Source organism: Butyrivibrio sp., from assembly GCF_024699075.1.
The window spans coordinates 14,080-26,002 of record NZ_JAILQF010000261.1 but is presented as its reverse complement, the minus strand read 5'-3'; the positions used below and the strand labels follow the sequence as shown (position 1 = coordinate 26,002).

The 11,923-nt window shown below is 38.4% G+C and carries 9 protein-coding genes; 7 read left to right on the top strand and 2 right to left on the bottom strand.

Annotated features, from left to right (window positions below; translation table 11 throughout):
• Positions 1–71: 71 nt before the first annotated feature.
• From K6G87_RS10775 to K6G87_RS10760, 4 genes are all read left to right on the top strand, one after another.
• Entirely contained in the window at positions 72–1,628 is a 1,557-nt protein-coding gene (locus tag K6G87_RS10775; RefSeq protein WP_296836910.1) for an ABC transporter substrate-binding protein, read from the top strand.
• A gap of 99 nt (positions 1,629–1,727) precedes the next feature.
• On the top strand, positions 1,728–3,779 hold the full coding sequence (locus tag K6G87_RS10770) for a hypothetical protein (RefSeq protein ID WP_296836907.1): 2,052 nt from the start codon (positions 1,728–1,730) through the stop codon (positions 3,777–3,779).
• 218 nt (positions 3,780–3,997) lie between these two features.
• Positions 3,998–5,950 carry a glycoside hydrolase family 43 protein gene (locus K6G87_RS10765; protein WP_296836905.1) on the top strand — a complete coding sequence of 651 codons (1,953 nt, stop codon included), beginning with the start codon at positions 3,998–4,000 and terminating at the stop codon, positions 5,948–5,950.
• Positions 5,951–6,020: 70 nt separating this feature from the next.
• On the top strand, positions 6,021–6,413 hold the full coding sequence (locus K6G87_RS10760; protein ID WP_296836902.1) for a hypothetical protein: 393 nt from the start codon (positions 6,021–6,023) through the stop codon (positions 6,411–6,413).
• Positions 6,414–6,551: 138 nt separating this feature from the next.
• On the opposite strand, the gene K6G87_RS10755 is transcribed toward K6G87_RS10760, so the two are convergent.
• Positions 6,552–7,475, bottom strand: coding sequence for an ArsR/SmtB family transcription factor (locus K6G87_RS10755; protein ID WP_296836900.1), 924 nt, complete (start codon positions 7,473–7,475; stop codon positions 6,552–6,554).
• Between the two features lie 373 nt (positions 7,476–7,848).
• Here K6G87_RS10755 and K6G87_RS10750 point away from each other — a divergent pair, with 373 nt between their 5' ends.
• On the top strand, positions 7,849–9,144 hold the full coding sequence (locus K6G87_RS10750; RefSeq protein ID WP_296836897.1) for an adenylosuccinate synthase: 1,296 nt from the start codon (positions 7,849–7,851) through the stop codon (positions 9,142–9,144).
• A 195-nt stretch (positions 9,145–9,339) separates the two neighbouring features.
• Entirely contained in the window at positions 9,340–10,254 is a 915-nt protein-coding gene (locus K6G87_RS10745; RefSeq protein ID WP_296836894.1) for an HAD family hydrolase, read from the top strand.
• On the opposite strand, the gene K6G87_RS10740 is transcribed toward K6G87_RS10745, so the two are convergent.
• Positions 10,255–11,175, bottom strand: coding sequence for a LysR family transcriptional regulator (locus K6G87_RS10740; RefSeq protein ID WP_296836891.1), 921 nt, complete (start codon positions 11,173–11,175; stop codon positions 10,255–10,257).
• 225 nt (positions 11,176–11,400) lie between these two features.
• Here K6G87_RS10740 and infC point away from each other — a divergent pair, with 225 nt between their 5' ends.
• The gene (infC, locus tag K6G87_RS10735) at positions 11,401–11,913 is read left to right on the top strand and encodes a translation initiation factor IF-3 (protein ID WP_296836962.1); all 513 of its coding nucleotides are present in this window, start codon (positions 11,401–11,403) and stop codon (positions 11,911–11,913) included.
• Positions 11,914–11,923 lie beyond the last annotated feature (10 nt).

The following is an 11,923-nucleotide window of genomic DNA, read 5'->3' as shown; positions in this document are numbered from 1 at the left end:
CCTTTTTTATCTGATCTTAAAGGCTTAATAATGGCAGAGGTATTAGATACGTAAATAAAAGGAGGGTTCTTATGAAAAAGAGATTTAATCAAATTGCTGCAAGTATGCTCGCAGCAGCTATGGTTGTTGGGACAGCTGCCTGCGGATCCGGTAATACTTCCGGTAGCCAGGGCACAGATTCTACAGCGAATGCTTCAGGTGAAGAAGGAGTTACAACTGACAATATAACTCTTACTTACTGGCACTATGAAGATGAGACAACTATCAATATTCTGGCTGAGAAGTTCATGGAGAAATATCCTAACATCACAGTTGAGACCAAGGTTATCAGTGATATGTCTACAGACCTTTCTGCAGCAGCCGCTGCCGGAGAGTTCCCTGATGTATTCGTAGGTACAGACTCTGATACTGCTCTTGCAAATATGTACTGGGCTGATATCACAGACTACTACAATAACGATCCTGAGACAGCTAATCTGATGGCTACAATCAATGAATATGGTATTGGTATGTTTGATACAGATGTAAGATATGCAGTTCCTGCATGGTATCAGCCAAGTGCTATCTTTATCGATAGAAATGTTATCGACAAGCTTAATCTTGAAATGCCACGTACAGACTGGACATGGGATGAGATGATCCAGCTTATAAAAGACGCTACGGTAGATGACAGAACAGGTATGAAATATTACGGTCTTGGTTACTATAACAGACTTGATTCTCTTTATGGTATAGCAGCATGCTCACCAGAAGAAAGAGCTATAAAGGGTGAGTTTGGATTTGATGGAACAGATTTTGATCTTTCATATTGGGCAACAGGTGAACAGCAGTTCTCAGACCTTAAGCTTGGCGGTTATGTAGCTCCTCAGCAGGATACACAGGCTATGGAAGACTGGTCAGGTGACTGGTCAACATGGTTTGGTGCTACAGGACATGTTGCAGTATTCTCAGAGGGTTTCTGGTCATATCAAAATCTCTGGAACACAGAGATCGATGGTCAGTCATATCAGGATTATTACGGACTTGATATCGTTCCTTACGTAACTCCTAATGTTGTTGATGAGAAAGAGCATAACGTAATTGCAAACATGTACATGGGCGGCGTTTCAACATCCTGTGAGCATCCTTATGAAGCATATCTTCTTCTTAAGTTCATGACATTTGGTGTTGATGGATGGAATGCTCGTCTTGATATCTATGAGGATGAAACTATTACTAATGAGTCAGGTGTTGCTCTTAAGCATGCAAATATGCCTGTACCTATGACACTTGATGAAGGTGTTTGGGAAAGATACAGAGCTCTTTTCCCAACTGTAACAAGTGAAGATGGAACAGTAGATTACTGGGATGACTATTTTGCATCTATTACAAGACCTGTTGCATATGGATGGTACAGCATTGCCGGATACTGGAACTTCTGTGATCAGTACTTCAATTCAATTGGTATACATGATCTTGTAGATGCAGGTACAGCTAAGGCTGCTGACTACGCTGATGAGGCTACACGTCAGGCTAACTATTATCATGCAGAAGCTATGATCTCTTACTTTGGACCTAGTGGATATGATGTTCTCTCTGAAGAGGATCTTGCATCTTATCAGGCTGTTGTGGATTCATTTGCTCAGTAATTGATCATAAAGGTTACATTCATGCAGTATGGAGCATATCCATACTGCATGTGTAGAGAAAAGGGTATTTAATATTTTTCATATTATAAGGAGGGTTTTATGAAGAAGAAAGTTGTAAGTATCATGATGGGAGTTATGATGAGTGCTTCTCTTCTTGCAGGATGCAGCTCCTCATCAGATAATACATCTGGTGATGCGGCTTCATCACAGGAAGCTTCTGTTGCAGAAGATGCTACAGAAAATGCATCAGAGGCAGCTACACAGGAAGAGGCTGCTGTAGCAGCATCTGAGATTCCGGATGACTATAAGTACTATTTTTCTTTTGATGAAGAAGATGAAAGAGTACATTCAGCCATTCAGGATACAGCTGCAACACCTATCGTTCAGACAACAGATGATGCAGTTACTTATGTAACAGGTGTAAGCGGAAATGCTCTTTACGTAGATGGAAGTAAGGGTGCTAAGCTTGATGTTAACGGTGTTGGCGATACATACACAGTTTCTTTCTGGGTATGTCCTGAAAGATCAGCTAACTATATGCCTACACTTCAGTATGGTCCTGATATGCATGGTGATGCTACAGGAGGCCAGCACTATGTAAACTTTACTTGGGCAGACTGGAATCCGGATGGAAGCGCATTCCCTTGTGTTTGGGCATATGATCAGCTTGATGATGCTAAGTGGCCTAACTGGTATCCGGATGAAGTTAATACACATGTGGGAGAGTGGAGTAATATCACTCTTACTGTAGATCCTACAGAACTTTCAGAGGATGGAACATTGATAATATCTCATCTTTATCTTAATGGTGAAGAGCTTATCGGATATGATTCAGATGGTAATGTAAGACCTACATATGTTGTAAGCGGTACTATGTCAGAGTCTGATAACTTTGATTTCCTTCTTGGCATTAACTACTGGGATGCAATAATGAAGGGTGCCTTTGATGAAGTATATGTATATGACTATGTACTTGACGCTTCTCAGATCAAGGCTTTATATGAAAACGGTGATGCTTCTGCAACATATGATGCACCAAGCCATGATGTAGTTCTTACAGTAGATGAAAATGCTATTGATACAGTTGGTGCTACAGATTTTTCTAACGGCTGGTGGAGCGACTGGTCACAGTTTACAGAGCTTAAGGATGGAGAAACAAAGGTAGTTAAGCTTAAGAACTGGTCCGATGGTATCAACAGCTACGATAACTATTCAGTTCTCTTTACTAACGAAGAAACACCTGCACATGAAGATCCTAATGAGTCAGGTTCTGCTGATCATAAGGAGTACGGTGTTGTAAGAGCAGATGCATTTGGATGGACTCCTGATGGAGATATCGATGCTTCACTGTTCAACTATAGCTGGGGTAACTGGGGAACATGGCTTACACAGGTTATGATGGAAGCTGATGTTGAGCTTACAATTTCAAGAAATGGTTCTGAACTTACAGTTAATGCTGTTCAGACAGATTATCTTGGATCTGCTAACACATGTACAGTTACATTCCCTGCAGATATCACAGCTGATGACGATTGCTACTTTGCAATTACAGGCGAGGCATGCTATATCGATATCCTTTCTATTGAAGATGCTTTAACTGTTGAAGCTGATCCTGATGCAATTGATTCTGTAGGCGCTACAGATTATAGTAACGGCTGGTGGACAGACTGGGCTGCTCCAATCGAGATTGCTGATGGAACAACTACTACAATTAACTTAAAGAACTATTCAGACGGTGTTGATAACTGGCACAACTATGTAATGATCTTCACTAATGAAGAGACAGAAGCTCATAAGAATCCTAACCCTGACGAAGGTGTTGGTAGTGCTGATCACGTTGAATATGCAGCTGTTCGTGCTGATGCATACGGATGGGATGCTGATATTGAAAGCGGCGATGTAACATATGAGACAAGCTGGGGTGATGACTGGGCTACATGGCTTGAAGCTATGAAGGATGCTGATGTTACACTTACTATCACAAGAGATGGTTCATCAATGGTTGTTGATGCACTTATCGTTGATAAAGATGGTAATGAGCTTACAAATAAGACAAGCTGGACAACAACTTGTGCTGCAGGCGATCCTATGTACATGATCCTTACATGCGAAGAGTGCTACATCGACATTATGTCAGTTGAAGTAGAATAATTTTTTCTAAACAATACGTGCTTCCGGGTGCAGTTGTGCCCGGAAGCTTTTTTAAAAGTTTGAGTGACTATTAAAGAAACTTTTGACACCTATATTAAAAATATAATCCGACTATGAATAATAGAATTAATATATCTAATATGAGTAATAAAATAATGCATATATATAGCTTTGATAATAAGAGGATTCTAAGAACATTAATGGTCTTTGGGATTACGATGATTCTTACTACAGGTTGTACTTTTCAAAAGTCAGAGGTTAATGGTAGTGGTGAAGAAGGCAGTTATGTAGAAGCGTCAGATTCTAAAGAGCAGCTTATAAGCGGTCTTAACGGTAATACTTATTATGAGACTAAAGACGGCGTAAGCGTAACACTTACTACAGATAAGCTTGAATATGAAGATGGGGAAGAGGTTCATTATACGCTTATAGTTAGTAATGAGACGGATGATAGTACAATTTCCGGTAAGAAGTTCCAGTATACTAATTCTGAAAATCTGGTTGCAGCAAGTGATAATTCCATGCCAGATGAGCTGCCTATTTTGAGAACAGGTGAAAGCTATACTATTGAAGGTATACTAATAGGAGGAGAAGGAGAGAGTGCTACTCCTTCCCTTGCTTCGTCTTCTACAGATGTTTCCATAAGGCCCTATGTAACGATCAAATATGGACAGGAAGAGGCGACTGTTCGCTGCGTCCTTAATCTTAAGCTTACTGAAGTTGTAAGAGAGTTTGATAAGGAAGATCAAAAGACTGCCAAGACTGTATCCGTTCATGATCCTTCTATCTTTAAGGATACAGATGGAACATACTATATAGTAGGAACGCATATTACAAGCGCATCATCAGATGATCTTTTTGACTGGGAAGACAGAACTACAGATTTTAGGGCATCTCTTTCTGATGAGATCATAGCTATGATAAGGCAGTGGAATGATGATGAAAATGGTGAGTGGTATGGATATCTCTGGGCTCCTGATATTATCTATAATGAGACTATGGAAAAATATTGTATCTATTTGTCAGCAAATGGAGATAACTGGAAATCCAATATTGTCCTTCTTACAGGTGATTCAATTTATGGCCCTTTTGAATATGCTGGAAGCGTAGTATATGGTGGTTTTAATGCAGATACTTTCTCATTGACAGACGCAGGAGAAGTTCTAGGAACGGATACTATTCCTGAGCGCTATGTTACATATGGCGTTGATAACAAGAAGTGGGGAGATATGTATCCTAACTGTATCGATCCTTGCGTATTCTATGATGAGGAAGGTAATCTCTGGATGAGCTATGGATCTTGGTCTGGCGGCATCTTTATGTTGGAACTCGATGAAGAGACTGGGCTTAGAGATTACAATGTAAGTTATGATACAGGAACTCACAGCGATGCATATTTTGGCAAGTTAATAGCAGGTGGCTCTTATGTTTCAGGTGAAGGCTCTTATATACAGCATATAGGGGATTATTACTATCTTTTCATTTCTTATGGTAATCTTGAAGCTGCAGGCGGATATAATGTAAGGGTCTTTAGATCAAAGACTCCGGATGGCGATTATGTTGACGAACTTGGAAACACTCCCTACTATGACACATATTCTTTTAACTACAATTCAGGTATAGGTATCAGGCTATTTGGAGGATATAAGTGGAAGACCATGTCTGTAGGACAGGTTGCCCAGGGACATAACTCTGCACTTGTAGATGATGATGGCAAGGCTTATATAGTGTTCCATACAAGGACAACCAATGGCTCGGAAGGTCACTATGTTAAGATCCATCAGCTTTTTGTCAATAAGGAAGGGTGGTTTGTTGCTGCGCCATATGCTACAGATGGTGAGACTCTTAGGGAAGATGGTTATGATATCTCTGAAGTTTTAGGAGAATATGAAGTAATAGTACATGATCTTGAGATCGATTATAAGAGTCTTGATTATAATACGCCTCATAATATTACTTTAAATGAGGATGGTACAATAAGCGGCTATTATGATGGAACCTGGAGTCTTGAAGAGGGAACACCTTATATAACACTAAGCTTTAATGGTGACACCTATAGCGGAGTTACTGTTTCTATGAATGTAGAAGGAAGCAGTGTAGAAACTATGACTTTTACAGCGCTTGGTCTTGAATCACAGATTACTGTCTGGGGTTCAAAAGTGGTAGAATAGAATCTGATCAAAGGACAAAGCAATATAGTTCTTTTACAAAGAAAATAGTTAAGAAATAAGTGGTAAAAAAGTGAATAGTAAGAATCTCAAAAACACAGAACAAAATAATATAAAGATCAATAATAATGAACTGAATAATGCAGAAATGGCAGATGCAAAGCAAAGGGCAATAGATATCATTAAAACAGAATCTGAGGAAGCTGCCTACAGACGAGCAAAGGAAAATGAGTTTAATCCCCTTAATCTTCTAAAGGATATAATGGGACTGGTATTTGTTGCAGGAATAGCCTTTGGCTGGATGATACTTATGCTGCTTATATTAAGTTTTGTAAGCCTTTCATATCTTCATTTCAATATTGATTCCATGATAAATGTATCTGTGGTATTTGCTGTGATATGTTCAGCGATATATATTTTTTCTAAAGTAAGGAAGAGTATAGTAAATAGAAATAAAATGTCATAGACTTCATCTGTTACAGCTTTTGAGCTTACAATAATAAGATGTTTTAAGGACAGATATAGTAAAAGCCTTTGAAGATTCATATGAATTTTCAAAGGCTTTTTATAAGTGTTCCTGGCGGCGCACATTTAAGTTAATCGATCATTCTGGATCAATAGGGCTGTAGCTCATACGAACTTCAATGTCCTGATTATAGTTACCAAATGACTTGCCGAAAATGGTAAGGCCTCCAACATGTTCAGCAGTTTCTGGAACTTCCATTCTGAATTTGATATTACTTTGACTTGTTAAATGGAAGTGATCAATATTAATATCAGAAATCTGAAGCCCGTCAATGAAGGTTCCTTTGTGGTTTATAACAAGCATTTTTAAAAGTCCGTACTGATTCCACTTTGGATACCACCACTCAGGTGTAAAGATTCCTTTTACATCTCCGAAATCTCCAGGCGATGTCCAATAGCCAAGATTCACATCATTCAGATAAAAATAAATATCAGATGGCCATACATTATTAACACCCGGAGCTTCTGATGAAAGTTCTGCAGATATGCAGATTTCATCAATCTTTTGCGAGAAGGGGATGAAATTAGGAATGATATAATCAACATGTCCTCTTGTAAACCAGAGAATATCAGCATGATATCTGTCTGGGTGAGAGAAATATCTTATATCATCGACCTGGCCTATAAGCTGTGAAGATGAAGCTATACCACATGTTGGAAATACTTCATAATCTGAAAAAAGACCTACTTTAATAGAAGTAGTATATACTTTTTCATCCTTGGATTCATCTTGAATGTCTATGAGTATTTTATCAAGATGTACTGAGCAGATCTTCTGATTACCATGACCGGATGTTTCGTTGGATACAGTTACTACACCGCACTCTTCGAGCTTTTTAATATGGCTCGTAAGAGCTCCGTTAGTTATATTGAGATGAGAAGCAAGCTCGTTCATATTCATCCCATTATTTTCGAGTAGAATCCTGATTATTTCTACTCTAACATCAGAACCGAGCGCTTTAAAAAGGTCCAGTCCTTCTGCAAGTGATTTTACATGTAGCATAATACCCCCTGGCTTTTGTAAATATGAGAAAATCTATTAAGACTAACACAACAAGTGAAATTGAATAGAAATTATATCACATTTATTTACATATAACTAAAATAGTTCAAACAAATATATTTTAATATAAATAAAAGTAGCTTGCAATGAAATAAAATGCTATTTATTGCGATTTTCTTCCTATAATTGACCATTTTTAAAATACATAAGTACAGCTTATGTCAAATATAAAAAATATCAATTTTACTTATAGAGATAAATGATATATATTATTTAAGGTGACAGAAAATGATCATTCGAAAATAGAAAAGTGATCATATGTCATGTCAATTTATTTGTTAATACAAATAGGATATTCAGGAGGAAATTAAAAATGGTAAAGGCTGTTGTAGGCGCCAATTGGGGCGATGAAGGCAAAGGAAAGATTACAGATATGATGGCAGATAACGCTGATGTTGTTATCCGTTTTCAGGGTGGTGCAAATGCTGGACATACTATCGTTAATGAGTATGGTAAATTTGCTCTTCATACAATGCCATCAGGAGTATTTCATCCTAATATTATGAATATTATTGGAAATGGTATGGCTTTTGATATTCCTAAGTTCATGGGAGAGCTTAAGGATGTTACATCAAAGGGTGTTCCGATGCCACAGATCATGATCTCTGACAGAGTTCAGGTAATGATGCCATATCATGTACTTTTCGATACACTTGAAGAAGCTCGTCTTGCAGGTAAGAGCTTTGGTTCTACAAAGTCAGGAATTGCACCTTTCTATTCAGATAAGTTTGCAAAGATTGGCTGGCAGATCAACGAATTCTTCCAGGATGATGATGTTATCAAAGAGAAGATCGCTAATATTGCTTCTATTAAAGATACACTTTTAGTACATCTTTATCATACAGATCCAATCAATCAGGAGGAGCTTTTCAATACAATCGTTGATTGGAGAGAGCAGGTTCGTCCTTATATAGGAAATGTTTCTGAGTACCTTGATAAGGCTCTTAAGGACAATAAGACAGTTCTTCTTGAAGGCCAGCTTGGAACAATGAAGGATCCTGATCATGGTATCTATCCTATGGTTACTTCTTCTCATACACTTGCTGCTTATGGTGCACTTGGTGCAGGAATAGCTCCATATGAGATCAAGCAGATCATTGCTGTTACAAAGGCATATAGCTCAGCAGTTGGTGCAGGTGAATTCGTATCTGAGATATTCGGAGAAGAGGCTGATCTTATGCGTAACCACGGCGGAGACGGCGGTGAGTACGGTGCTACAACAGGAAGACCAAGACGTATGGGTTGGTATGACTGTGTTGCAAGTAAGTATGGATGTAGACTTCAGGGCGCTACAGATGTAGCTTTCACAGTTCTTGATGATCTTGGATACCTTGATGAAATAAAGGTTTGTGTAGCTTACGAAATTGATGGTAAGGAGACAACAGAGTTTCCTGTAACAAGAGAACTTAAGAAGGCTAAGCCTGTATATGTAACTCTTCCTGGATGGAAGTGTGACATTCGTGGTATCAGAAACTTTGATGAGCTTCCTGAAAATGCTAAAAAGTATGTTAACTTTATTGAAGAGCAGCTTGGATTCCCGATCACAATGGTTTCTAACGGACCTGCTCGTGAGGATATCATCTATCGCCAGAGCCCTCTTAAGAAATGATGATTTGATGATGTAAGGGACAAAAGTCATCTCGATCAGAGCTTTCTCGAAATCGAATATGAACTTATGATACCTGTATCATCTGATGTATATGTTATAAAATATGTCGCAGCTATTGATTTGTTTCTTTAGCTGCGATATTTTTATTTAGGTTAATAAGGTAATAAGATTGATTAGTTTTCAGGAGGATTTAAATTGAACGATAGTAATAATAGCGCAAATAAATGGACTCCAAAGAGAATAGCGGCAATAATCGGAATAGTGGTTTTGGTTGGAATGTATATTGCACTTCTTGTACTTGCATTTATTTTCCCTGCTAATTCTTTTGAACTGTTTATAACAGCAGTTGGAGGAACTGTGGGAGTTACAATTTTAATATGGCTTATGATCTGGGTAGTAGGATTTTTTACAGGAAGACATAATGTTGCATCTCTTGATGCTATGACTTCGGACCAGGATCACGATAAGTATGGTAATGCTTATCCAAGAAAGCCTTCAGGTAACATCGATACCATAATATTTGATATTGGCAATGTTCTTGTTGACTTTTCATGGAGACAGATGCTGATAAGAAAGGGTATTCCGGAAGAGCTTGTTGAGAAGATTGGTGATGATACGGTAAGAACAGATATCTGGAATGAATTTGATCGCGGCGTTATGAGCCATGAGGAGATTGTTGAGAAGCTTTGTGCAAATAGCCCTGAATTTTCTGATTATATACATAAGGGTTTTGATGATTTTGAAGGAATCGTAAAGCTAAGAAGTACATCAATTCCTCTTATAGAAGGACTTAAGAAGGCTCATTACAGGGTTCTTGTACTGTCCAACTTTTCAAAAGGTGCTATAGACTGCAATAAAAAAGAGATGGCCTTTCTTGAATATGTTGATGGCGGAATTTTAAGCTATAAAGACAAGGTTATTAAGCCTGACAAAGAGATATATGATCTTATAGTGGATCGTTATGGGCTTGATCGTAGTAAGTGCGTATTTGTAGATGATACGCTCAAAAATGTTGAAGGTGCAAAGAATGCAGGAATCAAGGCAATTGTATATAAGAGCCTTGAACAGATGATGGATGAGTTCAAAGCTCTTGGCATAAATAGAATCTGATCATGACTTGATAAGCTCTAAAAGCTGTGCTGATGCAAGAGACTGAGGACGTTTTGTGCTTGTTACAAGCCTTATGTGCCTTGGAGGAATTCGCTGCTTGAATCTGAGTTCGAAGAGTTTTCCATTATCAAGATCTTCTTTGGCAAAATCGCGAACAACCATTCCAATACCAAGAGATCTTTTGGCAAACTGAACTATCATATCACTTGTTGCAAGCTCGAATTCCGGATGGATAGTGACATTATTGCGCTCAAGGAACTCAGTTACATAGCGGCCTGTTGAAGTCAGACCTTCAAGTGCTATAAGAGGAAGGTTTTCAAGCTCAGAAAGATCGATCATGTGATTTCTGTACTGGATAAAAGATCTGCCTGCAACAAAGCAGTCCTGAATTTCTCTTACATCTGTATAGCTTATATTGTTTTGATTTATGGATTCAGGAAAAGGTGATGAAACTACTCCGAAATCTATTCTGTCTTCCTCGAGATATCTTAGTGTTTCGGGAGTTGGTCCGTTAGTGACGGTTACCTTGATCCCTGGGTATTGCTGATGGAACTTTTCCAAATATGGAAGAAGGAAAAAGCGAAGAGTCATATCACTTGCACCAACCCTTACTTCACCTGCTTCAAGATGAAGTAGCTGGGAAAGGCGTCTTTCTCCCTGAAGTATTTCTTCATAACCTCTTTCTACATATTCAAATAGAAGAGATCCTTCCTTGGTCAGTGTTATACCTCTTCCGCTCCTTATAAAAAGCGATACACCAAGCTGCTTTTCAAGTGCTGATATCTGTTGGCTTACTGCAGGTTGTGACATATTAAGTGCTTTGGAGGCAGAAGTAATTCCACCGCTTTTTGCGACATGATAGAAGATCTTATAATATTCGAGAGATACATTAAAATTTGTGATATTATTATTTTTATTCATAGGTAGTGTCATCTTTTGGATTTAGGATTTTTTATTTGAAACTATTGACAATGGATGATTAACATGATAATCTACTAATGTTTGAAAACAAAGCAGAGTATCCACTCTCACCCTGCGGCTTATAGCTTCAGGTGTTTATAACTTCAGACAGACTCTTTTGTCTGTACGGTTTGATTATAAGTGGATGCGTCTCGCGTGTCCACTTTTTTATTTTAATCGGAGGTAATAACCATTAACGACTTATTTATTAACGAACAGATCAGAGACAAGGAAGTTCGTGTGATAGGACTGGATGGTGAGCAGCTTGGAGTTATGTCAATCCAGGATGCACGCAAAGTAGCAGAGGATGCAGGGGTAGATCTTGTTAAGATCGCACCAAATGCAAAACCACCTGTTTGCCGTGTAGTTGATTACGGCAAATATAAGTATGAACAGCTTCGCAAAGCCAAAGAAGCGCGCAAGAAACAAAAGACTGTTGAGATCAAAGAAATTCGTATTTCTCCCAACATCGACACTAATGATCTTAATACTAAGATCAATGCTGCAAGGAAATTCCTTGAAAAAGGCAATAGGGTTAAAGTAACTATGCGTTTCAGAGGTCGTGAAATGGCTCATATGGGAGCTAGCGTTCATGTCCTTATTGATTTTGCTAAAGAGCTTGAAGACTGCGCTATAGTTGAGAAGCAGCCTAAAGCAGAAGGCAGAAGCATGGTTATGTTCTTAGCTGAGAAGAAATAAAAAAGTACAT